Origin of the sequence: Bacillus sp. Bvel1, from assembly GCF_014872755.1 — a bacterium.
GTDB classification, from domain to species: Bacteria; Bacillota; Bacilli; order Bacillales; family Bacillaceae; genus Bacillus; species Bacillus velezensis.
On sequence record NZ_JAAOBZ010000005.1, the window covers coordinates 205,497 to 231,571 of the forward strand.

Annotated in this window: 21 protein-coding genes; 18 read left to right on the forward strand and 3 right to left on the reverse strand. The window is 49.4% G+C overall.

The genetic code is table 11. The annotated features are described in order from the left end of the window. The first annotated feature begins 9 nt into the window (after positions 1-9). The 12 genes from HAP68_RS03770 to cyoE all read left to right on the forward strand — a co-directional run bounded on the left by HAP68_RS03770 (position 10) and on the right by cyoE (position 15,153). Positions 10-1,203, forward strand: a complete 1,194-nt coding sequence (locus HAP68_RS03770) for a dihydrolipoamide acetyltransferase family protein (protein ID WP_024085020.1) — start codon at positions 10-12, stop codon at positions 1,201-1,203. A 14-nt stretch (positions 1,204-1,217) separates the two neighbouring features. Next, on the forward strand, positions 1,218-2,597 hold the full coding sequence (gene lpdA, locus HAP68_RS03775; RefSeq protein WP_024085021.1) for a dihydrolipoyl dehydrogenase: 1,380 nt from the start codon (positions 1,218-1,220) through the stop codon (positions 2,595-2,597). 106 nt (positions 2,598-2,703) lie between these two features. Continuing rightward, the gene (locus tag HAP68_RS03780) at positions 2,704-4,512 is read left to right on the forward strand and encodes a sigma-54-dependent Fis family transcriptional regulator (RefSeq protein ID WP_024085022.1); all 1,809 of its coding nucleotides are present in this window, start codon (positions 2,704-2,706) and stop codon (positions 4,510-4,512) included. 65 nt (positions 4,513-4,577) lie between these two features. Next, positions 4,578-4,760 (forward strand): H-type small acid-soluble spore protein, encoded by a 183-nt coding sequence (locus HAP68_RS03785; RefSeq protein ID WP_024085023.1) that lies wholly within the window; start codon positions 4,578-4,580, stop codon positions 4,758-4,760. A 170-nt stretch (positions 4,761-4,930) separates the two neighbouring features. After that, positions 4,931-6,280, forward strand: coding sequence for a maltose-6'-phosphate glucosidase (gene glvA, locus HAP68_RS03790; protein ID WP_024085024.1), 1,350 nt, complete (start codon positions 4,931-4,933; stop codon positions 6,278-6,280). 68 nt (positions 6,281-6,348) lie between these two features. Next, positions 6,349-7,110 carry a MurR/RpiR family transcriptional regulator gene (locus HAP68_RS03795; RefSeq protein WP_003155531.1) on the forward strand — a complete coding sequence of 254 codons (762 nt, stop codon included), beginning with the start codon at positions 6,349-6,351 and terminating at the stop codon, positions 7,108-7,110. Positions 7,111-7,126: 16 nt separating this feature from the next. Next, positions 7,127-8,713: an alpha-glucoside-specific PTS transporter subunit IIBC gene (locus HAP68_RS03800; RefSeq protein WP_024085025.1), complete on the forward strand. Its 1,587-nt coding sequence runs from the start codon at positions 7,127-7,129 to the stop codon at positions 8,711-8,713. A gap of 137 nt (positions 8,714-8,850) precedes the next feature. Further along, positions 8,851-10,584, forward strand: a complete 1,734-nt coding sequence (locus tag HAP68_RS03805; protein ID WP_024085026.1) for an ABC transporter ATP-binding protein — start codon at positions 8,851-8,853, stop codon at positions 10,582-10,584. Continuing rightward, a complete protein-coding gene (locus HAP68_RS03810) occupies positions 10,565-12,382 on the forward strand; it encodes an ABC transporter ATP-binding protein (protein WP_024085027.1) in 1,818 nt (605 codons plus the stop codon). Before HAP68_RS03805 ends, HAP68_RS03810 begins: the two co-directional genes overlap by 20 nt. A gap of 167 nt (positions 12,383-12,549) precedes the next feature. Then, a complete protein-coding gene (locus HAP68_RS03815) occupies positions 12,550-12,954 on the forward strand; it encodes a DoxX family protein (protein WP_003155526.1) in 405 nt (134 codons plus the stop codon). Between the two features lie 16 nt (positions 12,955-12,970). Beyond that, positions 12,971-13,828, forward strand: a complete 858-nt coding sequence (gene catE, locus HAP68_RS03820; RefSeq protein ID WP_024085028.1) for a catechol 2,3-dioxygenase — start codon at positions 12,971-12,973, stop codon at positions 13,826-13,828. A 377-nt stretch (positions 13,829-14,205) separates the two neighbouring features. Further along, positions 14,206-15,153 carry a heme o synthase gene (gene cyoE, locus HAP68_RS03825; protein ID WP_024085029.1) on the forward strand — a complete coding sequence of 316 codons (948 nt, stop codon included), beginning with the start codon at positions 14,206-14,208 and terminating at the stop codon, positions 15,151-15,153. A 37-nt stretch (positions 15,154-15,190) separates the two neighbouring features. On the opposite strand, the gene HAP68_RS03830 is transcribed toward cyoE, so the two are convergent. Further along, the gene (locus tag HAP68_RS03830) at positions 15,191-15,742 is read right to left on the reverse strand and encodes a PadR family transcriptional regulator (RefSeq protein ID WP_024085030.1); all 552 of its coding nucleotides are present in this window, start codon (positions 15,740-15,742) and stop codon (positions 15,191-15,193) included. A gap of 233 nt (positions 15,743-15,975) precedes the next feature. On the opposite strand from HAP68_RS03830, the gene HAP68_RS03835 reads away from it, so the two are divergent. From HAP68_RS03835 to bstA, 5 genes are all read left to right on the forward strand, one after another. After that, positions 15,976-16,578, forward strand: a complete 603-nt coding sequence (locus HAP68_RS03835; RefSeq protein ID WP_003155520.1) for an NAD(P)H-dependent oxidoreductase — start codon at positions 15,976-15,978, stop codon at positions 16,576-16,578. After that, positions 16,569-17,657, forward strand: a complete 1,089-nt coding sequence (locus HAP68_RS03840) for an acyltransferase family protein (RefSeq protein WP_024085031.1) — start codon at positions 16,569-16,571, stop codon at positions 17,655-17,657. Before HAP68_RS03835 ends, HAP68_RS03840 begins: the two co-directional genes overlap by 10 nt. Positions 17,658-17,913: 256 nt before the next feature. Continuing rightward, a complete protein-coding gene (locus HAP68_RS03845; protein ID WP_014304651.1) occupies positions 17,914-20,325 on the forward strand; it encodes a PEP/pyruvate-binding domain-containing protein in 2,412 nt (803 codons plus the stop codon). 22 nt (positions 20,326-20,347) lie between these two features. Further along, positions 20,348-20,620: a ribonuclease inhibitor Barstar gene (locus HAP68_RS03850; RefSeq protein ID WP_003155515.1), complete on the forward strand. Its 273-nt coding sequence runs from the start codon at positions 20,348-20,350 to the stop codon at positions 20,618-20,620. Between the two features lie 25 nt (positions 20,621-20,645). Then, positions 20,646-21,188 carry a bacillithiol transferase BstA gene (gene bstA / locus HAP68_RS03855; RefSeq protein ID WP_003155514.1) on the forward strand — a complete coding sequence of 181 codons (543 nt, stop codon included), beginning with the start codon at positions 20,646-20,648 and terminating at the stop codon, positions 21,186-21,188. Here the strand turns inward: bstA and HAP68_RS03860 are convergent. Together HAP68_RS03860 and HAP68_RS03865 are read right to left on the reverse strand one after the other, a co-directional pair. Beyond that, the gene (locus HAP68_RS03860; RefSeq protein ID WP_003155513.1) at positions 21,148-22,740 is read right to left on the reverse strand and encodes an MFS transporter; all 1,593 of its coding nucleotides are present in this window, start codon (positions 22,738-22,740) and stop codon (positions 21,148-21,150) included. The two genes, bstA and HAP68_RS03860, sit on opposite strands and share 41 nt — an antisense overlap. A gap of 108 nt (positions 22,741-22,848) precedes the next feature. Next, positions 22,849-23,331, reverse strand: coding sequence for a MarR family transcriptional regulator (locus tag HAP68_RS03865; RefSeq protein WP_003155512.1), 483 nt, complete (start codon positions 23,329-23,331; stop codon positions 22,849-22,851). A 168-nt stretch (positions 23,332-23,499) separates the two neighbouring features. Between HAP68_RS03865 and mprF the strand changes: the two genes are divergently transcribed. Further along, a complete protein-coding gene (gene mprF, locus HAP68_RS03870) occupies positions 23,500-26,070 on the forward strand; it encodes a bifunctional lysylphosphatidylglycerol flippase/synthetase MprF (RefSeq protein ID WP_015388528.1) in 2,571 nt (856 codons plus the stop codon). Positions 26,071-26,075 lie beyond the last annotated feature (5 nt).

Consider the following 26,075-nt stretch of genomic DNA (forward strand, 5'->3'; position numbering starts at 1 on the left):
GGATATAGAATGGCTGTAAAAGTAGTAATGCCGAAGCTGGGAATGGCGATGAAGAAAGGTGAAGTATCCGTCTGGAATAAAAAAGTCGGCGACCCGGTAGAAAAGGGAGAAAGCATCGCCAGCATCAACTCGGAAAAAATAGAAATGGAAATAGAAGCGCCTGAAAGCGGCACGCTTCTTCATATTAAAGTCAAAGAGGGAGAAGGGGTCCCGCCGGGAACACCCATCTGTTATATCGGGGAAAACGGCGAAGAAGTGCGGGAGAAGGAGGCGCCGGCTCCTGAAAAAGCAGGGAAACCGCAAGCTGAACCTGAACATATTCCCGCTCCAAAAGCCGGGCAAAAGCGCAAACACCGCGTGAAAATATCTCCCGTTGCCCGAAAAATGGCGGAGAAAGCCGGGTTGAAAGTCGATACGCTGAACGGGACGGGGCCCGGAGGCAGAATCGTAAAAGCTGACGTCATCAAGGCGATGAAGACAGAAGCTGAACCGCAGTCTTCGGTTCAGACAGCACAGCCGGAGGGAAAACCGGCTTCAGCGATGAGAAAAGTGATTGCAGACCGAATGCACAAAAGCCTGCAAAACAGCGCCCAGCTGACGCTGACGATGAAAGCGGACATTACGGAGCTTATAAAATGGCAGCAGCAGCTCGCCGACAGCGCGAAAAAGCGGAGCGGTGTTAAACTGACGGTCACACATTTCGTATCCCGGGCCGCGGTGCTTGCGCTGAAACAGCATCCTGAGCTGAACAGCTCTTATCAAGAGGAGCGGATCATCACCTATCCATATGTCCACCTCGGGATGGCGGTTTCTCTTGAAAACGGTCTCGTCGTGCCGGTGATCCGGGATGCGGAAAAGCTTTCATTCCTTGAGCTTGCGGATCACATCAGCACATCGGCACGCCGGGCGCGGGAAGGCAATGCTTCCGGAGATGATCTCCACGGTTCGACATTTTCTATTACAAATCTCGGGGGTTACGGAATTGAGCATTTCACCCCGATTCTTAATCCGCCTGAAGCCGGTATTCTCGGAGTGGGCGCAAGCTATGAAACGCCGGCGTTTAAAGGAGATGAGCTTGTCAAAAGCATCATGCTGCCGCTGAGCCTTACCTTTGATCACAGAGTATGTGACGGCGCCCCGGCTGCGGACTTCCTGAAAACGATCAAAGCGCTGCTTGAAGAGCCTGCCGGTTTGATTTTATAGAGAGAGGTGAAAAAATGAAACTAGCCATTATCGGCGGCGGGCCGGCCGGATATGCAGCTGCCGTGACTGCCGCGCGGAGGGGAGCAGAAGTCGTTCTGATCGACAAAGGGCCGCTCGGAGGCACTTGTCTCAATGAGGGGTGCATCCCGACAAAGTCGCTTTTGGAAAGTGCGAATGTGCTCGATAAAATCAGGCATGCAAATACATTCGGCATCGAACTGCCGCAAAACATTACACTCAATTGGAACCGCATGCAGGGGCGCAAACGGCAAATCGTCAGCCAGCTCGTGCAGGGAATTCAATACTTAATGAAAGCAAATCAGATTAAAGTCATCAGCGGGACAGCCTCATTTCTCACAGAGCAGACATTGCTTGTTGAAGAAGAAGGAGGCGCAAAAGACATTCTGGAAGCGGACCGGATATTGATTGCATCCGGATCTGAACCGGCGGAGCTGCCGTTTGCCCCATTTGACGGCGATTGGGTAATCGACAGCAAAGATGCGCTTTCTTTACAGAAAATCCCTTCGTCTCTGCTCATTGTCGGGGGAGGTGTGATCGGCTGCGAATTTGCCTCTTTATTCAGCCGGTTTAAAACGAAAGTGACGGTGATTGAATCGGCTGACCGGCTGCTCCCGGCAGAAGACGGGGAAATCGCCGCCGTTTTCGAAGACTCTTTAAGAGACAGCGGGGCTGATATTCAGACAAAAGCCGCCCTTCAGCGGATTGACAAAGAAAGGAAAACCGCCGTGTGGACAAAAGACGGAAAAGAAATTGAAGCTCAGGCTGATCACATTTTGGTTGCAATCGGCAGAAAACCGCGTTTGCAAGGGCTGAATTTGGATCAAGCCGGCATCCGGTATTCTCCGCGCGGGATTGAAGTCAATGACCATATGCAGACCAATGTGCCTCATATATATGCGTGCGGCGACGCGGCCGGAGGGATGCAGCTCGCGCATGCCGCCATTCATGAAGGAATCACAGCCGCCGCGCATGCCTCGGGAAAGGACAGCAAAGTCAATATGCGGGCGGTGCCCCGCTGTATTTATACATCGCCGGAAATGGCAGCTGTCGGGCTGACGGAAACACAGGCGAGAGAGACATACGGAGATGTGAAAATCGGAGAATGCTCATTTTCTGCTAACGGAAAAGCGTTAATTAAGCATCAGCACGGCGGCAAAATGAAAATCATTGCCGAGCCGGAATTCGGAGAAATCGTCGGGGTGTCAATGATCGGGCCGGACGTGACGGAATTGATCGGTCAGGCGGTCATGTTGATGAACGGTGAAATGACGGCGGATATGTCGGAGCACTTTATCGCGGCGCATCCGACCCTGTCAGAAACGCTTCAGGAAGCCCTGCTGAATGTCACCGGAATTGCGGTGCATTCCGTATAACCGGAATACCCTTTCTCAGATGAGAAGGGGTATTTTTCGTTGAAAGCGCTTTACTTTTCCCCTACAATATATGAAAAGATGGTCTGAACAGGGGGGAGCGAATACAATGAATGTCATTCGGAATGATTTTAAAACCTGGAAGCGTTTTGTGAAAGAAGGCGTGCTCGATGAATCCCGTATTCAGAAGCGGGTGGCCGCCTCATGGCACCGCTGCAAAAAAGCCGACGTCAACCCTTATCTAGAAAAGGGACCGAATGTAATGCCGGCAGATCATTTAGAAAGGCAGGCCGAAAAGCATGCGTTATTTTTAGCGGCCTCAATGCCGCACGCAGAAAGAATGAAAACGGCGATGCGGGAAATGGAAATGATGGTTCTCCTGATTGATTCAGACGGCGTTGTCCATTCAGTTGACGGCCACCCGCGCACCATTCATGAAGCGAACCGCATCAATTTCTTAAAAGGCGCCCGCTGGACGGAAACGGCCGTCGGCACGAATGCGATCGGGACGGCTCTTTATACAAATGAACCGGTCATGATACACGGCTCTGAACATTATTCGCTCGCTTCTCATCAATGGAGCTGTTCCGCCGCGCCCATCCGTTATGAAGACGGGCGGCTGGCGGGTGTCATTGATATTTCCTGCCCCGCCGCCCGCGCTCAGCCTTTTATGCTCGGAATTGCCTCCTCCATCGCTTATACGGCGGAACGGGAGCTTGCCCTAAAGATCAAAATGACAGAACTTGACATGATCAGCAAATTCGCCGGGCTTACCCGGTCTCATGATCCGATCGTGCTTTGCAATGAAATGAGCCGGGTTATCGCTGCAAGCCGTCCCGTTCAGCATTTTACCGGACATATGCTGCGCGAGCTTGAGGAACAGGGCTATCATATCAAGCGGACGAAGCGGGAGGAGAACGGCTTCACATGCGTTTACTTATCCAAACGGGAAGAAAAGCCGTCGTTTATATTTCATGGTGCGGCAGGCAAAAGCCCGTCATCCCGACATATGCTTGAGCAGCTGGAGCTTGTCGCCCGAACGGACGCAACCGTTTGTCTTACGGGAGAAACCGGGACGGGAAAGGAGATTGCCGCCCGGGCGATTCATAACAACAGCTCCAGGAAAAACGGCCCGTTTATCGCTGTTAACTGCGGGGCGGTCCCCGAAAAGCTGATTGAAAGCGAACTGTTCGGCTACTCGGAAGGCGCCTTCACCGGGGCCAAACGGAAAGGACATAGCGGCGCTTTGCAAAAAGCCGATAAAGGCACGCTTTTCCTCGATGAAATCGGAGAAATATCACACTCCATGCAGGTCGCTCTGTTACGGGTGCTGCAGGAGCGGAAAGTCACCCCGGTCGGCGGGACAAAAGAGATTCCCGTTGACATCAGAATCATCACTGCCACCCACACTGATCTGAGACAGCTTGTCGAATGCAAAAAGCTGAGAGAAGATTTATTTTACCGGCTTCACGTCTGTCCGATCCACCTCCCTCCATTAAGAGAACGCACCGAAGACATTCCCGGACTCTTCCTTGAATTTCAGCGAAATCGCGGCTGGCGGGGGGAGCTTCCTGTTGACTTTTTAGACGTATTAAAGAGCCGGAAATGGCCGGGGAACATCAGGGAATTGTTTAATGTATTTGAACGTCTTTCCGTCATGTTCCCGGACGGACGGTTGTCAGGGCGCCCCATCGCAGCCCTGCTTGAAGCGTCAGGTCTTAAAGAAGCGGCCGAGTCTTATGAACAGGAAGAAGCGTCCTCTGTCTCCATCCGGGAGCACATTCAGAAAAACATCATCGTAAACGCGCTTGAATCAGCGAAGGGGAATGTCACGCTGGCTGCCAAAATGGCCGGAATCCCGCGGAGCACGTTTTACAAACGCCTCAAAAAATTCAAACTCACCGCCGGACAATTGTAAGAAACAAGCATACTTCTCTTGGCTGCCGGACACGTTATGTGTGAGGCCTAAAGGAGGTTTGAGACGTGAATACACAGCGTGCGAAAGACATTTCGGAATCCGCCGCCAAGGCGTATGTGACGTATGAAGGAGTCCCGATTTATATTCAGCATGTCAACGAAGACAAGGAAACAGCCAGGATTTTTCCGATCGGAAATCCACAATTTGAGCAGGAAGTGCTGCTTTCTGATTTACAAGAGCATTTTTGAGAAGGGGTCTGCTGATGACAGCAGGCCTTTTTCGTACCTGTGGGAACTTTCCCGCTTTTTGAGAAAAGTAACTAAAAATGATCAAATGATCTAACTCCTTCAAACCCGGTACAGATCGGACCTTCTCATGATATAAATAAAATGTAAACGTTATCAGAGGAGGGCTTCACATGACAGACAAATCATTCTCAATCGTTATTGCAGGCGGCGGCAGCACATTTACCCCCGGAATTGTATTAATGCTTTTGAATCACCTGGAAGAGTTTCCGATCAGAAAGCTGAAACTTTATGACAATGATAAAGAAAGGCAGGAGCGGATTGCGGGTGCGTGTGAGGTATTCATAAAAGAAAAAGCGCCGGACATTGAATTTTTGGCGACTGATGACCCAGAGACGGCTTTTACGGATGTTGACTTCGTCATGGCGCATATCCGCGTCGGAAAATACGCGATGCGCGCGCTCGATGAACAAATCCCGCTGAAGTACGGCGTGGTCGGCCAGGAAACATGCGGGCCGGGCGGAATCGCATACGGCATGCGCTCTATCGGCGGTGTTCTTGAGATTCTTGATTATATGGAAACGTACTCGCCTGACGCATGGATGCTGAATTACTCCAATCCGGCGGCGATTGTGGCCGAAGCTACACGGCGCCTCAGACCGAATTCAAAAATATTGAACATCTGCGACATGCCGGTCGGAATTGAGGATCGCATGGCGAACATCCTCGGATTATCTTCACGAAAAGAAATGAACGTCCGTTACTACGGCTTGAACCACTTTGGCTGGTGGACGTCCATCACGGATCGAGAGGGCAATGATTTAATGGCGAAGCTGAAAGAGCATGTCCGTGAATACGGCTACGTTCCGAAGACGGAGGCCGAACAGACTGAAGCAAGCTGGAATGACACCTTCAAAAAAGCGCGCGACGTACAGGCGGCTGATCCGGATACGCTTCCGAACACATATCTGCAATATTACTTATTCCCGGATGATATGGTGAAAAAATCAAATCCGAACCATACGAGAGCCAACGAAGTCATGGAAGGGCGCGAAGCTTTCATTTTCAGCCAATGCGATATGATTACGCGCGAGCAATCATCGGAGAACAGTGAAATTAAAATTGATGATCATGCTTCCTATATCGTCGATCTTGCCCGGGCCATCGCTTATAACACCGGGGAGAGAATGCTGTTAATCGTTGAAAATAACGGCGCGATCGCAAACTTTGATCCGTCAGCCATGGTTGAGATTCCTTGTCTCGTAGGTTCAAACGGACCGGAACCGCTCTCAGTCGGGAACATACCGCAATTTCAAAAAGGCCTGATGGAACAGCAGGTGTCTGTCGAAAAACTGACGGCTGAAGCGTGGGAAGAGCGGTCATTTCAAAAGCTGTGGCAGGCGCTGATCCTGTCAAAAACAGTGCCGAATGCCCGTGTGGCAAGACTGATTCTTGAAGATCTGATGGAGGCTAATAAGGACTACTGGCCTGAGCTTGATGTAAGCCCGTCTCCTATTTCCTGATGACAATCTTCCCCGTTTTCTTTATCTGTTATTCTATATAATAGAAAGAAAACGGGGGGATTTTTGGGATGAGTCTTGAAGAACTGGTTAATCAGCATTACGCGAAATTAAATGACAACGATTTTTATATTTTAAAATATATATTGAATCATAAACATACGTGCTACCATCTCGGTATCAATGACATGGCGAAAGCCTGTAATGTCTCTCGGTCTTCCATCCTGCGGCTCGCCCAAAAACTGGGCTTCAGCGGCTATAGTGAATTCCGTGTTTTTCTGAAATGGGAGGATCAGCCTGAAGAGGGCGAGAATATGACGTTTGAAAAGCTGCTGGATGATATTGAAGCCAATGTAAAATACGTGAAGTCAAAAGATATGACGGAGATGTGCCGGCTGATAGATGAAGCAAAACGGATTTTCGTTTACGGATCGGGGACGGCTCAGAGGGTGTGCGCCCGTGAGCTGCAGCGGATGTTTGTATCCCGGCGGAAGTATCTGATTTTAATTCAGGACATCACAGAGTTTAATATCATGTGTGATGATTTTAAGGTTGATGACGTATTCATCATTATTTCTTTATCAGGCGAAACACCCGAATTAATTCCGCAGGTAAGGACCCTGTCCGCAAAGGGAGTTCCGTTTATTTCAATCACCAATCTGAAAAACAACGTACTGGCGCAAACGACGCCGTATAATCTTTATGCGACCAGCAAGCCGGTGACGTTAAGCGATAAAACGGAAATCGTCGCATTTGCCCCGTTTTTTCTGGTGGGCGAAGCGTTATTCCGTGCATATGTTGATTATAAAGAGCTCGAAAATTTTGATAAATAGCGGGAGGTCACGTGAAATGATGCAAAAAGTCCAGCGCTTCGGCAGCGCTATGTTTGTGCCTGTTTTATTATTTGCATTTTCCGGTATTATTGTCGGTCTGAGCACGCTGTTTAAAAATAAAACGCTGATGGGGCCGCTGGCTGATCCTGACGGGCTTTGGTATCAATGCTGGTACGTCATTGAACAGGGCGGCTGGACCGTCTTTAATCAAATGCCGCTCCTGTTTGCGATCGGCATCCCTGTCGCCTTAGCGAAAAAAGCGCAGGCACGGGCTTGTTTGGAAGCGCTTACAGTTTATCTGACATTCAATTACTTTATCAATGCGATTCTGACGGTTTGGGGCGGGGCTTTTCATGTCGATATGACTCAGGAAGCCGGCGGAACGAGCGGGCTGACGATGATCGCCGGCATCAAAACGCTTGATACGAATATTATCGGCGCCATCTTTATTTCATCTATTGTCGTGTATTTGCACAATCGTTATTTTGATAAAAAACTGCCGGATTTTCTGGGGATTTTTCAAGGATCTTCCTACATCGTTATCATTTCTTTCTTCATTATGATACCGATTTCACTTGCGGTGGCATACGTATGGCCGATGGTTCAGTCCGGAATCGGATCGCTGCAAAGTTTTCTCGTTTCTTCCGGGGCGATCGGCGTGTGGATTTACACATTCCTGGAGCGGATTTTAATTCCGACCGGCCTGCATCATTTTATTTACTCGCCGTTTATTTACGGTCCGGCTGTGGCTGAAGGCGGTATCGTCACCTATTGGGCCCAGCATCTCGGGGAATACTCTCAAAGCGTCAAACCGCTGAAAGAATTGTTCCCGCAGGGGGGCTTCGCGCTTCACGGCAACTCGAAAATCTTCGGCATTCCGGGAATCGCGCTCGCTTTTTACGCCACGGCTTCAAAGGAAAAGAAAAAAATCGTCGCCGGCCTTTTGATCCCGGTCACCTTGACGTCCATTGTAGCGGGGATTACAGAGCCGATTGAATTTACATTCCTTTTTATCTCGCCGTTTTTATTTGCGGTTCATGCTTTGCTTGCCGCTTCCATGGCAACCGTCATGTATATGGCAGGCGTCGTCGGAAATATGGGAGGCGGTTTGATCGAAGCTGCGACCTTGAACTGGATCCCGCTGGCGTCAAGCCACGGTTTGACGTATGTATACCAGATCATCATCGGGCTGTGTTTTACCGCTGTTTACTTTTTCGTCTTCCGTTTCCTCATTCTCAAATTCAACATCGCCACACCGGGCAGAGAAAAAGAGGAAGGGCAGGAAACAAAGCTCTATTCGAAAAAGGAGTACAGAGAACGGAAGCAGGCTTCAAAAGAAACGGCTGCGGCAGACGAAACACAGCGGGATACAGCCGCTTTGTATATTGAAGCGCTGGGCGGAAAGGACAATATTACGGAGGTCACCAATTGCGCCACCCGTCTCCGCGTCACTGTCGCTGATGAATCAAAGGTCAAAAATGACGCCGATTTCAGAGAGCTGGGAGCCCACGGCGTCGTCAGAAAAGGCAGGGCGCTTCAGGTCATTGTCGGATTAGGCGTTCCGCAAATGCGGGAGCGTATTGAACAGCAATTGGATCAATAAGGTCAAAACCTTCCCCTCCCCGGGAAGGTTTTATCTTTTTCGCAGATTATTGAAAAAACGGCACACCAAATTTCTTTATTCATTTGCCGGAAAGGCATAAAATAATAATATTGAACAAAGGATTTGGAGGCTTACACATGTCAAAGGCTTTATCATATGTAAAACCGTATTCCCTTTTGGCGGGAATCGCTCTGTTTTTCATGCTCATCGAGCTTGCGGTAGAGCTGATACAGCCCCTGCTGATCGGGAAAATCATTGACGAAGGAATTTTAAAGCAGGATCTCGGTACGGTTTGGCTGTGGGGCGGCGTGATGATCGGGCTGACCGCTGTTTCATTCGCATCGGGAATTTTAAATTCATTCTACTCCGCCCACATCAGCCAAAGCTATGCGTATGATACGCGAAAAGGGCTTTTTCAAAAAATTCAATCCTTCTCTTATTCGACGTTTGCGCAATTCTCATCTACGTCGTTTATCACCAGGCTGACAAACGATGTGACGCAGGTCCAGAATATGCTTTTCATGAGTCTCCGGTTTATGCTCAGGGCTCCGTTAATGATTGCGGGGGGCATTATTCTCTCGCTGACCGTCAATGCGAAACTCGGGTTTTTTCTGCTGATCACGGTGCCGGTTTTGCTTTTGTTTTTGCTGTGGGTGCTGAAAAGAGGCGGCGCGCTGTTTCGGTCCGTGCAAAAGCGGCTTGATCAGGTCAACACGATCATGCAGGAAAACCTGACGGCGATCAAACTGATTAAAGCGCTCCTCCGTGCAAACCACGAAGTGAAACGTTTTTTGAAATCGAATACGAAGCTGATGGAAAAAACGGTTTCCGCTTTTCGTCTCGTGGAAGCGGCGATGCCGATTTTAATGCTGCTGATGAACAGCTGCATTTTGTTTATCTTATGGTTCGGCGCCAAAAGCATTGCTCAGGGCGGAGCGCAGGTCGGCGATGTCGTTTCCGTCATTAACTATGCGACGCGGATTACAGGCGCGCTGTCCGTCCTGCCATTTCTCATTATGGTATTTTCCCGGGCGAAGGCTTCCGGGGAAAGAATCGGCGAGGTGCTGGAAACAGAAGGCGGCGAGGGAACGGGGCACGACCCGGCGCGGGCGCTAGCAGGCGGGATTGAGTTTCGCGAAGTGTCCTTCCGCTATCCGGACATGGAAAAAGACGCGCTGCATCACGTGTCCTTTTCAGCCAGCCCGAAAGAAACGGTTGCCATTATGGGCGCGACAGGTTCAGGGAAATCAACGCTTTTTCAGCTGATTCCGCGCCTGTACACGGCTGATTCAGGCAGTATTTTCATAGACGGCAAACCGATCGGTGAATTCTCCGCTTGCGGGCTGCGCAGGGAAATCGGCTATGTGCCGCAGGAAGTGCTTCTGTTTTCGGGCACAATCCGTGAAAATATCGCCTGGGGACGGGAGGAAGCTTCACTAGATGAAGTAATGGAAGCGGCCAAAGACGCGCAAATCCATGACACGATTATGAAGCTGTCAAACGGGTACGACACGGTGCTGGGACAGCGGGGCGTCAATTTGTCAGGCGGGCAGAAGCAGCGGATTTCCATCGCGCGCGCTTTTATCAGAAAACCGTCCCTCCTGCTGTTAGATGACAGTACGAGCGCGCTCGATCTTCAAACGGAAGCGAAGCTTTTACAAGCGATCAGATCCTATGAATGCACGACACTGATTATTACGCAGAAAATAACCACCGCGATGAAGGCTGACACCATCTTATTGCTTGAAGACGGCGAATTGCTGGCAAAAGGCACGCACAAAGAGCTGATGGCACAGTCTCATCTGTACCGGCAGATTTATGAATCACAATTCGGAAAGGAGGGAGCTGACAGTGGAGAAAGACATTCGTAAACCTTTCCGATATCCGAAAATACCGCTCAAATCAAATGAAGGCGGCAGAAAACGCGCGAAAGCAAAAGATACAAAAGGCACGCTGCGCAGAATCTGGTCGTATGTAGCCGAAAAAAAAGGGCTTTTAACCCTTGTGATCATCATGGTAGTCATAAGCGCCATATTCGGCCTGCTCGGACCGTTCGTCATCGGGAAAGCAATTGATCATTTTATCGTCGGACGGACGACGGACGGATTGGCGGGTGTACTGTTCATACTGTTTGGGATTTACCTCGTGCAATCATTGTCCTTATGGTTTCAAAACTATTGGATGATCAATATCTCGCAAAGCACCGTGTTTAAAATGCGGAGCGAGCTGTTCACCCATCTGCATGAGCTGCCGATACCGTTTTTTGATAAACAGCGCCTCGGCGATTTGATGAGCCGGGTTACCAATGATATCGAAAATGTCAGCTCCACTTTAAATACATCCGTCATTCAAGTGCTGTCGAGCGTCATTACATTCGTCGGCACAATCGCCGTCATGCTGTACATGAGCCCGCTTTTAACATTGATCACGCTTTTGATTATTCCGATCATGCTTTTGAGCATTAAATGGATCACCAACCGGACGGGACTCCTGTTTAAGCAGCAGCAGAAAAACCTCGGCGAGCTGAACGGTTTTATTGAAGAGTCGATATCAGGAGCGAAGGTCATTAAAGCCTATTCGAGGGAAGACCGCGTCATGGAGCAATTTTTAGAAAAAAACGCGGCGTTACAATCATCAGGGTTTTGGGCGCAGACAATTTCGGGATTCATTCCGAAAGTCATGAACTCTTTAAACAATTTAAGCTTTACGATTATAGCGGCGGTCGGCGGGCTGTTTGCGCTGAAGGGGTGGATTTCGATCGGTTCCATTGTCGTATTCGCAGAATACTCGCGGCAGTTCACGCGCCCTTTAAATGATTTGGCGAACCAGTTCAATACGATGTTATCGGCCATCGCCGGGGCTGAGCGGGTGTTTGACGTGCTGGATGAAAAAGAGGAGCGGGAAGATGAAGAGCATGCGACGCACCAGCCGATCAAAACGGGAGAGATTGAATTCCGAGATGTCTCCTTCGGCTATCAGGAAGACAGCCTGATCTTAAAACATCTGTCCTTCAGCGTTCCGAAAGGACAGTCAATCGCCTTCGTCGGACCGACCGGAGCGGGTAAAACAACCGTTACGAGCCTGATCGCCCGTTTTTACGAGCCCAATAACGGAAAAATCCTCATTGACGGAACGGACATCAAAAAACTGACGAGGTCCAGTCTGAGAAAAAACATGGGGTTTGTCCTGCAGGATTCCTTTCTCTTTCAGGGCACCATCAGGGAAAATATCCGTTACGGCCGTCTGGATGCATCTGATCAAGAGGTGGAGGCAGCCGCAAAAGCCGCCAATGCCCACGGATTCATCGAACGGCTCCCGAAAGGCTACGATACCGTCCTTACCCAAAACGGCGCGGGCATCAGCCAAGGACAAAAACAGCTTATTTCCATCGCGAGAGCTGTGCTGGCGGACCCGGTGCTGCTCATTTTGGATGAAGCGACGAGCAACATTGATACGGTGACGGAAGTGAAAATACAAGAAGCGCTCGGCCGTTTAATGGCGGGCAGAACAAGCGTCATCATCGCTCACAGGCTGAACACGATTCAAAAAGCCGATCAGATTCTTGTGCTGAAAGACGGCGAAATGGCTGAAAAAGGAACCCATGCCGAACTTCTCAGCCAGAACGGGTTTTACCGGGAATTATATGAGAGCCAGTTCCGGGAATCATAGGTAGGGAAAAAGACCTCCGACAGAGTGCGGAGGTCTTTTTTTTGCGAAGACAAATAGTACTTTTAAGTTATTTTCGTTAAATGTAACAAAATTACTTGACGTAAATAAGTTATGTATATATACTAGCTTACATAAAGTAAGTGATAATAATTTTCAAGGAGGATTTTATGAATAAATCATTCGAAACAGGAACACTGCTTTTAAGGGTTGTAACAGGTATTATCTTTTTTGTTCACGGTTTATCCAAGTTTCAAGGGTTGGAAGGAACTACGCAATTTTTCCAGAGCATCGGGCTTCCGGCCTTTATGGTCTACGTCATCGCGACGATTGAGCTTGTCGGCGGGGTTCTGATCTTTTTCGGTTTGGCGACGCGCATTATCGGCGTTCTGTTTGCCGTCACATTAGTCGGCGCCATTTTCACGGCGAAGCTTTCCTCACCATTTATGGGCGGATCGGAATTTGATTTCATCTTACTGGTTGCGTCAATTCACTTAGCGCTTTCAGGAAGCCGTCTGCTTTCATTGGATCAGCTCCTTTTCAAATCAAAAAAGGGAGAAACTTTTTCAGCATAAGAAAGAAGGCGTTCAAATGACCGGCATTCATCAAGATACAGCAATCGGTTATGTCAAATTGACGATTAAAAATATGGAACGCTCGCTCGGCTTTTACCAAAATGTCATCGGCCTTCAAGTCATCTCGCAGACAGATCGTTCTGCAGAACTGTCAGCAGACGGAAAACGCGTCCTGCTGGTGCTTGAAGAAAATCCGAGCGCCATCGTTCTCCCGGAGCGGTCTGTCACCGGCCTTTACCATTTCGCGATACTTCTGCCTGACCGGAAAGAACTCGGCATCGCATTGGCCAGGCTGATTGAAAACGGCATCGCGCTCGGTCAGGGGGATCACGCGGTCAGTGAGGCTCTTTACTTGTCTGATCCGGACGGCAACGGCATTGAAATATACGCCGATCGTCCCCGCAGCACGTGGCAGCGCGATGCAGAGGGCAATTATGTCATGCAAACGGCGCCCGTCGATGTGGACGGGCTTTTGGAAGAAGCCGGAGCTGAACGGAAAAGCCGTCTCCCGGAAGGAACCGTTATCGGCCACATCCATCTTCATGTGACGGATTTACAGAAAGCCAAAGCGTTTTACACCGATATCCTCGGTTTTGACATTGTCGGTAATTACGCGGGAATGTCCGCTCTGTTTGTTTCGGCGGGAGGGTATCACCATCACATCGGTCTGAATATATGGGCCGGAAAACATGCGCCGCCGAAACCGGGAAATGCAAGCGGGCTGGATTATTACACCATCGCGCTGCCGCATCAAAAAGAGCTGTCACGTGTGACAAAAGCGCTGACCGATGCCGGCTTTGAGATCGAAGAAAGAGAAGAGGGCGTATTCGTCAAAGACCCTGTATCAGGGGCGGATATCGCATTTACACTGTAAGAAAAAACCCTTGCCGTCTAACCGGCAAGGGTTTTTATTTTTCTAAAGGCTCGGGAAAGAAGAACGTCGATTTGCAATATACACCCGGCTTTTGTGTGACTGAAGAGAGCGAACATCTCAGTGAGGCGCAAAAATGACGCGTGGAGCCCGCCATCGCCGGCCCGAACTCAGGGCATCCGCTGGATTGAAAAAGGTGTCCGTTCGGCGGATCAGGGAGCTGTATGGGCAGACTTTGAATAGAAAAAGGGAAGAGCCGCATCCGGTCACAAGATGCGGCTTTTCATATACAATTTACAATTGTGTGAAAAATGCCCAAAATAAATTGTGCTTCCTGATTCTTCCTGATATGATAAGCCGAAAAAGGAGAACCTCCACAAATGAATTCAAATGCAGCACAGACGGAACAGTCTATGAAGCATAACGGAAACCGGATGACGGTCAAGGACTTTATCATTCTTGCCAAACCGGGGATTATCATCTCAAATTCACTCGCCGCATTAGGCGGATTTTGGATCGCGTGGCTTCAGTCGGAAAGGACGGGCGGAGGGCCCGGTATATTTGCCGCCATGGCGGCTGCCATGATCGGAACGGCGTTAGTCATGGCGTCAAGCACTGTTTTTAATAACTTCTTTGACCGCGGCATGGACGCAAAGATGGAGCGAACCCGCACCCGCGCCAGCGTCACGGGAAGAATACCGCCGACGGTCATGGTCCTGTACGGCACATGTCTCGGCGTATGCGGATTCATCATGCTTGCTTCGCTTAATGTACTGACCGCCGTTCTTGGCCTGCTTGCATTTTTGCTTTATGCCGTCGTTTATACGCTTTGGTTTAAAAGACAATCCGTCTGGAGCACATTTGTCGGCAGCTTTCCGGGGGCGGCTCCGCCTTTAATCGGTTATTGCGCGCTGGCCGGGTACATTGATATGCCCGCGATTTTGTTATACGCGATTATGTTTTTGTGGCAGCCGCCGCATTTCTGGGCGATCGGAATCAGGCGAAAGGAAGAGTATCGTGCCGCCGGCATTCCGCTTTTGCCGATCATAAAAGGCAATCGCGTCACAAAAATAAAAATGCTGCGCTATATCGCCGTTTTGACTGCGGTTTCGCTGCTCGTTCCTCTTTATATAGACGTCAGCCCGTTTTATACCGCGTCCGCTCTCCTGCTCGGGGCCATCTGGCTGTATCGGAGCGTCAAAGGCTTTCAGGCGGCGGATGACACGCAATGGTCGAAGGGGATGTTTTTTTATTCGATTGTTTATTTCAGTCTGCTTTTTCTTATTTTAATGGCTGATTCGTTTATCAATGTGATTCTCAGAACGTAAACAGGCGGCCTGCAGATACAGAGCCGCCCCGTTTTGTTTATGCTTTTTTGATGAGAGCCAAAATATCTTCAAGCCAGGAAATATAATTCCGTTCCCGCTCAAGCGCTTTTGTCAGCACGAGATAATGGCCGAAATCAGGAGAAGAAAATGAATCCGCCTCCGCGGACGATGTCAGCAGTTCTTGATAACTGTTTTCCAGATCGGACAATTTCTCCTGCCGCTTTACGAGCTGATCGGTGAATAGCTCATCCGCTTCTTCCTGCGTCAAAGCTGAGATGAAATAAGCCTTCAGCATAAATTCATCCTTCACCGTTTCCGGAATCGGGTCTTTTTTCGTCAGCCAGGCAGCAAGCTCCAGCTCTCCCTTGTCAGTCAGCGTGTACATTTTTTTCTCAAGCTTCGTTCCTTGAATCGCAGTGCGAAACGTAATAAATCCCTCAGCCGTCAGTTTTTTTAATTCCGGATAAATCTGGCTGTGCTTTGCGCTCCAAAACTGGCCGAGCTCTTCCTTAAAATAGCTCGATATATCATATCCGCTCAATTCGCCTTTTCGCAAAAGCCCTAAAATCGCGTACTTTAAAATTCTCATGTTGTCCTCCAAGCCCATTCATTTGACAGCTAGTATACCATACGGCCGCTCAAAAACGCAGAAGCGCCGGATGCTTATCATTGAATCCGCGGAGCCAAAATCAGCAAAAATATGCAGAAAGGGGTTATCGAAACGGCAGCAGAACTGGAAAAAGCCTTTCTCGTGTCTTTGCCTCATTCATATGACATCATGATATAATCATTGTAAAAATTAATAAATACTGGGAGGGACATATGAAGACGGTGATTGTGTATGCAAACCCGGATGAGAACAGTTTCAATGCGGCTCTCGTAAAATACGTCGCCATGGCTTTAAAGGACAGCGGCCAAAGCTATACGGTCATTGACTTATACGCCGATCAATTTGATCCCGTGCTGAAGTACGGCGGCGAAAAAAAGCGCTCTGACATGAACCGGGACGCTGAAACGAAGAAATACCGGAAACTGATGAAAGAAGCGGATCATCTCATTTTCATCTACCCGCTGTGGTGGGGAGGCGTTCCGGCGATTATGAAAGGCTTTTTTGACAGAGTGCTTGTCGCCGGAGAAGCCTACACATATGAAAACGGCCGCGTAAAAGGACTGCTCCGGGCAGAGACGGCACAGGTCTTTTATACGGCGGACTCCCCGGGCTGGTACTTAAAGTGGTTCCGGAAAAACTCGGACTGGATTACGCTGAAAAAAAGCATTCTGCAATTTTGCGGCATTCAAAAAGCCGAGCGGAACCTTTTTTCTGTCGTCAGAACGAGCACACCCGAACTGCGGGAAAAATGGCTGCGCCAAGCATACGCCAAAGTCCGGCGCGCTTGTGAAAAAGGAGCGGCCGCATGCAGATAAAAGAAATTTTCGTGATTCGCTGCCTGTCCTGTTTAAGTGTCGTTCTGCTTCACGCAGTTTCAATGGTGCTGATGATTCAGGAAGAGTCCTTAGCCAGTGCCGCCCATACGGTTGATGCGTTTCGGACCCTGTTGATGTTCAGCACGCCGGCGTTTATCTTTATTTCGGAATTTCTGCTTGCCAGGTCATACCCGAAAGGCGTTCCAGCGGGTTTTTTAAAGAAAAGGGGCAAAGTCATTTTCGTGCCGTTTCTGTTTATTGCCGCGGTGGATGCCATTTTAATGAAAAGCGTGGCGGAAGAAGGAGCCGGATTCGTTTCAGTGATCGGTAAATTTTTAGAAAATGTGTTTTTAGGAAACTTCATCGGCTACTTCATTCTTGTGATCTTTCAATTTTACATTCTCCATATGCTGCTGCATCGCTGGCTGAACAACACATCCCCCGTGTGGGTGATGTCTGTTTCGTTTATCATCAACGCCGTCTATCTGGCTTACTTTTCCATCTTTCATCCGCCGGCATCATCGGGGCTTGATTCTATTTTTCCGTTCTTTTGGGTTCCGTTTCCGGGCTGGGTGTTTTATTTCTGTCTGGCATTTTATTGCGGAAAGGAATATCCGCGTTTTTTATCGCTCATCAATCAGTACCGTTATGCGGTTTACTTCAGTGCGGCCGTATCGGCAATATTGATTGTGGCCGTTTCATATATCAGCGGCGGCTCCATTTCCTCTAAGCGTCCGGATATTATGATTTACGCGGTCAGTATGATCTTTCTGTGTTTTCATCTGTTTTCAAAGCTCAAAAAAGTGCCCGCGATTGTGATGATGATCAGCAACTATTCGTTTTCAATCTATCTGCTGCACTCCTACTTTTTAATCAGCGGATATCTTCTGGAAGGCTATTTGCGGTCAATGCCTTTAGCGGCTGCCATCCTTCTTTTATTTTTGATCTGCACGCTCGGTCCCATTTTCGTATCGTGGGGGTGCAACCATTTCAGATACGGATACCTGTTTGTCGGGAAAGTGTATCAGCCGAAGCAGACCAAAAGAAATACGGCGGCGCATCAAGGCCGCACAGTCTGAAAAAAAGGCGGCGCTTCGGCCGCCTTTTTGATACGGGTCCGCTTTATCCGGCACGAGGACGGATAGTTGTACATCCTGCATACAAAGCCCCCGCCTGCGGCTGTTTTGACGGATGCATTTATGACAAAATAACGCCATCGATTTTCTCCCCTGTGAAGACCGATATATTGTATACTTATAGGAAATACTTTCAAAAAAAGTGAAAAAGAGAAAAACTGTGAGCTTGGATGAACGACTAAAAAGGAGCGGGGACATTATGAATGACTGTGTCAAAACATTCGGAGAACTTCCGGCCGAACTTTATTCCTTTGCGGGAGGAAAAGGAAGCATTCTCTCTAAAATGTATCAAAGCGGGTATCCTGTGCCTGAAGGGTTTGTGATTTTGCCGTCAGCCTTTCAGGACGGACAGCTCCGCCATCAGGCGAGAGAGGCTGTTGATCAATATGTGAATTCCATCCGCAGCCGCCATGCATCTGCGTTGTTTGCCGTACGCTCATCCGCGCTGAGCGAGGATTCCGCTCAGGCTTCCTTTGCCGGAGAATTCGATACGGTGTTGAATGTCAGAACAGATCAAGACATGTCCAGGGCGATTGATGAAGTCCGCCGGTCGGTACAGTCAGAAAGGGTAAAAGCGTACAGCGCCGTTCAGGGAATGGAAGATGAGCATGAAATCGCAATCGTCATCCAGCTGATGATACCGTCTGAGATATCCGGAGTGCTGTTTACCGCAGATCCGATTACGGGGAGCAGGCGGGAGATGACAGGCAATTACGTCTACGGTCTCGGGGAGCAGCTCGTTTCCGGGGAAGCCGATGCCTATTCTTTTAAACTGGCACGGCCCAAGAAAAAATATGACGGCCCCGGGGAATTTCGCAAATATGCGTCAAAGCTCTATAAACTGGCGAAAAAGCTGGAAAAAGATCTTGGAGGGCCGCAGGATATTGAATGGGCCGCCGCGGGCGGGACATTGTATATTCTTCAATCCCGCCCGATTACGACCTTACAAGCCGGAAATCTGGAAACCTATGAATGGAACGATTCTTTCAGCGGTGATTTTTTATGGACAAACACAAATATAGGAGAAGCGATTCCCGATGTGATGACGCCGCTGACATGGTCGCTCCTCCGGAATCTGGATGAAGAGTCGGGCATCATTCCGGGCTATTATGTCTGGTCCGGCAATATTTGCGGCAGAGCCTATAACAATATGAGCCAGCCTCTTTCCGTTCTCGCCGCTTTCGGTCTGAATCCGAAAGGCGGAAAAATTGGAAAAATGATGAGCGATACATTGGGAGAAATCCCGGCGGAAATGAAGATACCTTTATATCCGTTCTCAAAGTATGAATTATTGAAGATCATCCCGAAAAAACTGAAACCGTATCTGTCGAAAATGAAGCAAGCGAAAAAAAACATGTCCTCCTACTTGGACGAATCACCGGAGTGGTGCCGGAATATTGAGGAAAAGCTGAAACGCGCCGAAACGGAGCAGGCATTATTAGCGATATGGAACGATGAGATCTATCCGTATTTATGCAACGCGTGGTTTGCGTTAATATCCGGCGGGCGTGATTCTGCGCAATCCTCTTCGTCGTTAACCTCTCAATTAACAAAACTCGCAGGCATAGAAGATGCGAATCTCCTGCTTTCCAATCTGAGGGGAAAAGGCGGACTGGCCAGCCTGGAGCCGATTATCGGCATTGATCAAGTCATGAAAGGCCGTATGAGCGAGGAAGAATATCTCAGGAACCAGGGCCACCGTGGCCCGCATGAATACGAACTTTCCATACCGCATCCGGGAGAAAACCGGGATTGGCTGACGAAGCAGATCAAAGAACACAAGGAGTCGGGTATTGATGCCGAACAACTGCTTTTGAAACAGCAGCGGGCGCATGAACAGGCCTTCCGAAGATTTGAAAAAAAGTTTCCTCATAAGGTCAAATGGCTCAAAGCCAAAATGGAAAAAGCGTCAGAATACGCGAATATTAGAGAAACAACCAGATCCGAATTTGTCAGAGTGTACCGGACAGCCAGAGCATTCGCGCTCAGAGCGGCGGAAATGACCGGCATGAAGGACGATATTTTCTTCCTGTATCTGCATGAAATAACCGATCTGCTCGCGGGGAAAGAGCCGGCGGTTGCGTCGATTCAAGCGAGAAAGCAAAACTATGAAACCTATAAAAAACTGCCGCCGTTTCCATCCGTTATTAACGGAAGATTCAATCCGTTTAAATGGGCTGAGGATCCTGACAGAAGAGCGGATTATTACGATGCTTTTATGCCTGCGGAAACGGATGATGCGCATACTTTAAAAGGTTTCGCGGGAGCGGCCGGGAGAGTGGAGGGCATTGTCCGTGTCCTTGATGCTCCGGAAGACGGTGATTCTTTTGCGGCGGGGGAAATTTTAGTGACGTCGACAACCAATGTAGGCTGGACCCCGCTTTTTCCAAGAGCGGCTGCCATCATAACGGACGTCGGCGCCCCTTTGTCCCACGCGGCGATCGTCGCCCGGGAACTGGGGATTCCTGCCGTTGTCGGGTGCGGAAATGCAACGTCAAAACTGAAAACGGGGGACAGGGTGGCCGTTGACGGCGGGCAAGGCATCGTCCAGCTGGAACCGCGGCAGACTCCGGTCACTTCTGAAGAGGAAAATGGTAAACTGATAGAATAGAATCATGAGAAAGGAGCCGCGCATGAATAAAGCAGTTATTAACGGGGAGCAAATCAGAAGTATGAGCGACCTGCACCAGACATTGAAAAAGGAACTTGCCCTTCCTGAGTACTACGGTGAAAACCTTGACGCTTTATGGGACTGTCTGACCGGATGGGTGGAGTACCCCCTTGTTTTAGAATGGAGACAGTTTGAACAAAGCAAGCAGCTTACAGAAAATGGCGCCGAGAGTGTGCTTGAGGTCTTTCGTGAAGCGAAAGCGGAAGGCTGCGACATCACCATCATACTTTCATAATACGAGCAGCGGGAGAGAGACAAAAATGGAAAAACAAACCCTCAGCCATCCGATTGGAGAGTATCAGCCGGCTGAATCGATTTCGGCCGGACAGAAACAAGAATGGATCAATGCGCTGGAACACGCTCCGGCTAAACTGAACCAAGCTGTCAGAGCGATGTCGGCCAGTCAGCTTGATACGCCGTACCGCGAAGGGGGATGGACTGTCCGCCAAGTGGTTCACCATCTGGCGGACAGCCACATGAACGGCTATACCCGGTTTAAATTGAGCTTAACGGAGAATGAACCGGAAATCCGTCCTTATGATGAAAAAGGCTGGGCCGCTCTTCATGATTCCAAAACCGCCGCTTGCGGGGATGCGCTTGAGCTGTTAACGATCCTGCACAGAAGATGGGCCGCTCTTTTGCGCTCCATGACGGAAGCCCAATTCAAACGGACATACTTCCATCCTGTATCTAAAGAGACGGTTACGCTGGAACAGGCGCTCGGGCTATATGTCTGGCACTCTGAACATCACATCGCCCATATTACTGAGCTTTCCCGGCGGATGGGCTGGCATCTGTCTTAGAGGATGCCGGCTTCCGGAAAAACGCCAAAACAGCCGCAGACACAATCGTGCATAATGAAATGACGGCGGCTGCCGTATAAAGATGGTGGTAGCCGCTGGAAATGCCCGCTTCAATCGCATCAGAAACCGCTTTTTTGACGGCGGGAACGGGGATTCGGCTTACCTGCTCCTGCAACGAAGAAAGTCCGCCGCCGATATCGGGCGTTTGCGCCTGATCAGCGGGAATGCCGCTTTTCGTTAAACGGTTTTTAATGTCCTCTCCGATCCGGTCAAAGCCCGCTGTAATGAAGCCGGCATATAAAGCCGGAGCGAGCGTCAGCCCGACCTGCCTTACGAGTGACAGCGTGCCGAGCGCTGTTCCTTTGTTTTGGCCCGCCGTTTCTGATACAAGCACATTCAGCGGAGCCCCGAGCAGAAATCCGAAACCGATCCCCGCAATGACACTCGCCGTGACAAATTCCCATTTATCCGTCACCCATAACGGAAACAGGCTGAAGCCCGCAAAGGCGATGGCGCCTGATACAACCGCGGAGAAGACCGGTCCTTTTTTATCCGTGACCGCCCCGCCGAGCCACGCTCCGATGCCTGACGCCAACGCGAGCGGCGTCATCCAATAACCCGCTTTCTCCGCCGATACGTGTAAATATTGCTCCGCATAAGAAGGAATAAAAATGACCGCAGCGAGCAGCCCTCCCGATAAAAATCCGATGACAAGCGTCCATTGAAACACTTTATTTTGCAGCAGCGAGTAGGCGAGAATCGGATCGCCCCCCCGGTTTTCAACCCGCTTTTCGACCTTAAGCAGCACCAGAAAGAGAAGTGCCGCTCCCAAAAGATACCCGTACACCTTTACGTCCATTATGCTTTCTGACAGCTTCGCCCCATCGAGATTCGTGATACCGATCATACAAGATAAGATCGCAAGAGACAGCAGCATTGTGCCGGCGAGATCAAGCCGTTTCGCCTCAGGCTCTTTCGTTTCAGCGATAAACAAACAGCCGCACACAACCAAAGCGGCGGCAATCGGCAGGTTAATCAAGAACAGCCAATGCCACGATCCGGTTACATCAAGCAAAAAGCTCCCGATATTCGGTCCGAGGACGGCCGCCATACCGTTCATCGCCCCTAAAAGCCCGAGAGCTTTCCCCTGTTTCTCCTTCGGAAGCACGGCCAGCACATGCGAACTCCCGATTATAAAAATTCCGCCGCCGCCAAGCGCCTGAATGAGCCGTGCCGCCAAAAACACCGGGAAGCTCTGACTGAGTGCGACAAGCAAAGAGCCGAGTCCGAACAGGCCGACTTCCATCATAAACAGTTTTTTCCGCCCGTATCGGTCCGACAGCTTGCCGACAATCGGCACACTGACACTGAGTCCCAATGTGTAAAGGGTCACTCCCCATGATCCCCATGAAGGAGAAACATCAAAAGAGCTGTTAATCGTCGTCAGAGCAGCGGAAATAATTCCGTTGTCCAGCGCCGCCATGAACACACCGATCGTAAAAAGAGTGATGGCCCGGCTCTGGTTTTTTTCTGTTTGCAATGGATCCGGCATACTGATCAATCCTTCCGTTTTTAATTCACTTCGAATATATTATTCACTTAGAGTGAATTAAATGTCAAACAAAAAAAGGCCGCCGATACCGGCAGGCCTTTTTCATCTCTATGCCTGTTTGGAAGAATCAAGGGCTCTTGCCAAGATGGCAAGTCCTTGATTGACCGTTTGTTTTTCTTCAGCGGTCAGCGTTTCCAATGAACGCTTCAATTTTACATGTCCTTTTTGATAAAGGCTGCGGAAAATATCTTTCGCGTTTTCCGTTAATTGAACGACGACTGAACGGCGGTCTTCTTCTGACGGAGCGCGTGTAATGAAACATGATTTTTCTAAACGGTCAAGGAGCCCCGTCGTATTTGAAAGAGAAGCGCCCATTTTCTCCGCTATGTCACTCACCTTAAGCGTCCCGTGGTTGTTCAGAAGCATCAGCACCTTCATTTGCGGCATGCTCATATCAAGCTTCATCCACTCCGACACATCGCCGAGTCCCGCCGAGGTCATCACTTTCATGTACAGCACCCAAATATCCCGTTCCTCAGGAGAAAAAATATCGCCGCCTAATACCGTTGTATCATGCAGATTATAATCCATCGTCTCACTTCCTCATTCATACTCCTGCATACCATATTACTGATTTTAATCAGAGAAAGAAAGTTGCAGACGAGTTTTGTTTGAATGTGAGGTGGTAGTGTATAATATGTTGGAGATTATTGGGGGAATTATAATAAATAAGCTATTTTATGATGATTGGAGAGAACATTGCTGACTAAAAAGAATGCCTTATCGATATTAAAAGTATTATTTCCTATTGCAGTTTTGCTTTTAGTCATTTATCAGTCCAAAAAGGAATTGACAGACCTTTCTTTTAAACGAACGCTGTATATTATTAACGGGATTGAGCGTTACGATTTATTTATTCTCGTTCTGCTCGGTCTCCTTGCCGTCAGCGCGATGTCCTTTTATGACTTTGTGCTGAAACGGACGCTTCGCCTCAACATTCCGAATTGGAAAGTATTCAGGGTCTCCTTTATCGCCAATTCCTTTAACAATGTCCTTGGATTCGGCGGTCTGGCGGGCGTCGGGCTGCGGACGATGCTTTACAAAGAGCATACGAATGACGTAAAACGCCTTGTCGCAGGCATCGCCTGGCTTACGTCCTCAGCGCTGCTCGGGCTGTCCGTCTTCAGTATCCTGACCATTGCCCGCATTCTGCCGGTCGGTGAGATTACAGGTGAGAAACCGTGGCTATGGGCTGTAATCGCCGGAGTGGCGCTTATTGTGCCGGCAGCCTTAATCGCCGCTTGGATCAACAATAAAAAAGCTCGCGCAGAAGATGGTGAAGCAAAACCGAGGCATCCGGTTTTTTCTTACATCGGGGCATCGTTTGCCGAATGGTTTGCGGCGGCTGTCGTCATGTATTATTCCCTGTATGTCATGGGGATTCACGCGGATGTCCGCCATGTATTCGGTGTATTTGCCATTGCCGCTATCGGGGGAATCATCAGCCTTGTGCCGGGAGGATTCGGTTCGTTTGACCTTCTGTTTCTGCTCGGCATGCAGAATATGGGCTTTCCGCAGGAGGCGGTTGTGACATCCATCGTCATCTACCGGATTGTGTATTCATTTATTCCGTTTGTGTTCGGGTTGTTCTTTGCGGCCGGCGATTTAACGGAAAATACGCTTAAACGGCTGGAATCAAATCCGAAGATGGCGCCCGCCGTGGAAACGACGAACGTGCTTCTCGTATTCCAGCGCGCCATCTTAATCAGAGTGCTTTACGGTTCGCTGTCGCTTTTGGTTTTCATGGCGGGAGTCGTTGTGCTGGCGTCCGTTGCCCTGCCGATTGACAGGGAGACGGTCATCCCGCATATTCCGCGCCCGGCGCTCCTTGCGTTTAACGCGTTATCGTTAAGCGCGGCTTTGATTCTTTTAATCTTGCCGATTGAATTATACAAACGGACGAAACGTTCTTATTCAATGGCGGTTGCTGCGCTGGTCGGCGGTTTTGTGTTCAGTTTCTTAAAAGGATTGAACATCAGCGCGATCTTTATTCTGCCTGTCGTCATCGTATTGCTGGTGCTGTTAAAGCGGCAGTTTATCAGAGAGCAGGCATCGTATACGCTCGGCCAGATGATTTTTGCCGCCGCTCTGTTTATTATCGCCTTGTTTAACTACAATCTCATTGCCGGCTTTATTTGGGATAAAATGAATCGGCTGCTGCGCCACGATTATTTCGTTCATAACAATTCGCACATTACATATGCCACGATGACGGCCATTATTGTTGTGCCGCTGTTTTTCCTGTTGTTTACGGTCTTTTATCATAAAAGATCGAAGCCGATCGGAGAAAAGGCCGATCCTGAACGGCTGAAGTCCTTTTTGGCGGAAGAAGGCGGAAACGCCCTCAGCCATCTCGGCTTTCTCGGGGATAAGCGGTTTTATTTCTCAAGCGACGGCAAAGCGCTTTTATTGTTCGGCCAGATTTCCAGAAGGCTTGTCGTGCTCGGTGATCCGTCAGGACAGAGAGACTCTTTTCCGCTTGTGATTGAGGAATTTCTGAATGAAGCGCATAAGCAGGGGCTGAGTGTCATGTTTTATCAGATCGAACGTGAAGATCTGGCGCTGTACCATGACTTCGGCTATAACTTCTTCAAGCTCGGAGAAGAGGCGTTCGTGGATATGGAAGCATTTACGCTGTCAGGTAAGAAAAAAGCGGGGCTGCGGGCGATTAATAACAAATTTGACCGCGAAGGCTACACATTTCATGTCGGGGAACCGCCGTTTTCCTCCGAGTTTATCGCCAAGCTGAAAGACATATCGGACGAATGGCTCGGACCGAAAAAAGAGAAAGGTTTTTCTCTCGGTTTCTTCGACCGGGATTATCTGGAACAGGCGCCGATTGCTTACGTGAAAGACGCGGAAGGGGAGATCATCGCTTTTGCCAACCTGATGCCGATGTATCAGGAAGGCGAGATATCAGTCGACTTGATGCGTTATCGGAAAAGTGCGCCGAACGGTATTATGGACGCGCTTTTTATCCGTCTGTTTCTCTGGGCGCAGGAAAAAGGCTATACCACCTTTAATATGGGCATGGCGCCTTTGTCAAACGTAGGAACGGCTTTTACATCTTTCTGGTCGGAAAGAATCGCGGCCGTCATTTTCAACAACGTCCGGTATATGTACAGCTTCAGCGGGCTGCGGGCCTTTAAAGAAAAATACAAACCGGAGTGGCGCGGGAAATACTTGGCGTACCGTAAAAACAGATCGCTGTCCGTCACGATGATTCTCGTCACCCGCCTGATCGGAAAAACCAAAAAAAGACGCCGTTAAAAGGC

Excerpts from the sequence above, each read along its gene's own strand:
- HAP68_RS03770 (WP_024085020.1), top strand. The coding sequence starts at position 10 with ATGGCTGTAAAAGTAGTAATGCCGAAGCTGGGAATGGCGATGAAGAAA.
- lpdA (WP_024085021.1), top strand. The coding sequence starts at position 1,218 with ATGAAACTAGCCATTATCGGCGGCGGGCCGGCCGGATATGCAGCTGCC.
- HAP68_RS03780 (WP_024085022.1), top strand. The coding sequence starts at position 2,704 with ATGAATGTCATTCGGAATGATTTTAAAACCTGGAAGCGTTTTGTGAAA.
- glvA (WP_024085024.1), top strand. The coding sequence starts at position 4,931 with ATGACAGACAAATCATTCTCAATCGTTATTGCAGGCGGCGGCAGCACA.
- HAP68_RS03795 (WP_003155531.1), top strand. The coding sequence starts at position 6,349 with ATGAGTCTTGAAGAACTGGTTAATCAGCATTACGCGAAATTAAATGAC.
- HAP68_RS03800 (WP_024085025.1), top strand. The coding sequence starts at position 7,127 with ATGATGCAAAAAGTCCAGCGCTTCGGCAGCGCTATGTTTGTGCCTGTT.
- HAP68_RS03805 (WP_024085026.1), top strand. The coding sequence starts at position 8,851 with ATGTCAAAGGCTTTATCATATGTAAAACCGTATTCCCTTTTGGCGGGA.
- HAP68_RS03815 (WP_003155526.1), top strand. The coding sequence starts at position 12,550 with ATGAATAAATCATTCGAAACAGGAACACTGCTTTTAAGGGTTGTAACA.
- catE (WP_024085028.1), top strand. The coding sequence starts at position 12,971 with ATGACCGGCATTCATCAAGATACAGCAATCGGTTATGTCAAATTGACG.
- cyoE (WP_024085029.1), top strand. The coding sequence starts at position 14,206 with ATGAATTCAAATGCAGCACAGACGGAACAGTCTATGAAGCATAACGGA.
- HAP68_RS03830 (WP_024085030.1), bottom strand. The coding sequence starts at position 15,742 with ATGAGAATTTTAAAGTACGCGATTTTAGGGCTTTTGCGAAAAGGCGAA.
- HAP68_RS03835 (WP_003155520.1), top strand. The coding sequence starts at position 15,976 with ATGAAGACGGTGATTGTGTATGCAAACCCGGATGAGAACAGTTTCAAT.
- HAP68_RS03840 (WP_024085031.1), top strand. The coding sequence starts at position 16,569 with ATGCAGATAAAAGAAATTTTCGTGATTCGCTGCCTGTCCTGTTTAAGT.
- HAP68_RS03845 (WP_014304651.1), top strand. The coding sequence starts at position 17,914 with ATGAATGACTGTGTCAAAACATTCGGAGAACTTCCGGCCGAACTTTAT.
- HAP68_RS03850 (WP_003155515.1), top strand. The coding sequence starts at position 20,348 with ATGAATAAAGCAGTTATTAACGGGGAGCAAATCAGAAGTATGAGCGAC.
- bstA (WP_003155514.1), top strand. The coding sequence starts at position 20,646 with ATGGAAAAACAAACCCTCAGCCATCCGATTGGAGAGTATCAGCCGGCT.
- HAP68_RS03860 (WP_003155513.1), bottom strand. The coding sequence starts at position 22,740 with ATGCCGGATCCATTGCAAACAGAAAAAAACCAGAGCCGGGCCATCACT.
- HAP68_RS03865 (WP_003155512.1), bottom strand. The coding sequence starts at position 23,331 with ATGGATTATAATCTGCATGATACAACGGTATTAGGCGGCGATATTTTT.